The sequence below is a fragment of the Pseudomonas sp. 50_B genome, assembly GCF_017491625.1.
GTDB lineage: Bacteria > Pseudomonadota > Gammaproteobacteria > Pseudomonadales > Pseudomonadaceae > Aquipseudomonas > Aquipseudomonas danubii.
The window spans coordinates 1-431 of sequence record NZ_JAFGYX010000176.1 but is presented as its reverse complement, the minus strand read 5'-3'; the positions used below and the strand labels follow the sequence as shown (position 1 = coordinate 431).

The 431-nt window shown below is 72.9% G+C and carries 1 protein-coding gene; it reads right to left on the bottom strand.

Annotation, left to right across the window (positions count from 1 at the left end; all coding sequences use genetic code 11):
* Positions 1 to 202: hypothetical protein (locus tag J5M73_RS31475; RefSeq protein ID WP_207816992.1), on the bottom strand; the 202-nt coding region annotated here is incomplete at its 3' end.
* Positions 203 to 431 lie beyond the last annotated feature (229 nt).

The following is a 431-nucleotide window of genomic DNA, read 5'->3' as shown; positions in this document are numbered from 1 at the left end:
CATCGGTGCTCGGGTCGAGCTGAATCGTCGACAGTGCGCTCGCCTTGATCTCGGTGATGCCCTGCAGCGTCCGTTCCCGTTCGTGCGACGCGTCTTCGGCCTTCATCGCCGCGCGCAGGCCCGTCGCGCACACGAGCACGCCCGCCCCCATCGACAGGACGGTCACCAGGGAAAACACCTGCAGCTTGCGTCGAATATCCATGTCTTGCTCGCGAATCCGGTGGCGTGCGACGGCGCGCCGGCCGCCCCGCGCGGCCCGTCGCCCGTCGTCATTCGCCTTTACGGCGCGGCGCGGGCCACGGTTGAGTGAGGGGAAACACCGCCACGGCGCCCGCCGGGTCCGCGCGCGCCCGTGCGACGCGCACGCCGCCGCGCGCTACGCGTGCTGCCGCCCCACGCCGCGCACGACGAGCGTGCCCGCGACGACGAGG